This window comes from Pseudoalteromonas sp. GABNS16E (genome assembly GCF_028598715.1).
In the GTDB taxonomy this organism is placed as follows: domain Bacteria; phylum Pseudomonadota; class Gammaproteobacteria; order Enterobacterales; family Alteromonadaceae; genus Pseudoalteromonas; species Pseudoalteromonas atlantica.
Genome location: NZ_JAQREZ010000248.1, coordinates 1 through 216 on the forward strand (window position 1 = coordinate 1; position 216 = coordinate 216).

Consider the following 216-nt stretch of genomic DNA (forward strand, 5'->3'; position numbering starts at 1 on the left):
GCACGGGGAGCTTTCCTGGGCTTGTAAGTCCTGTTGTAAGTAAGAATGCTACAACCGCGCTTGAGCACCCACTGAAGCTTAGCTGATTTGGCCAGATACCTTTACGTGTAGCCGCTTCGGTCATAGCGACTCTTATCAAGTTGTAAGCAAGCAGTAATCCCCACAATTCTTGCTCAACCATGTCTGGGCGTTTGCTTCTAAGCGTGTATTCACTGT

Annotated in this window: 1 pseudogene; it reads right to left on the reverse strand. The window is 48.6% G+C overall.

Annotated features, from left to right (window positions below):
• Positions 1-216: pseudogene (locus PSI06_RS21420) on the reverse strand (IS4 family transposase); the annotation flags it as partial.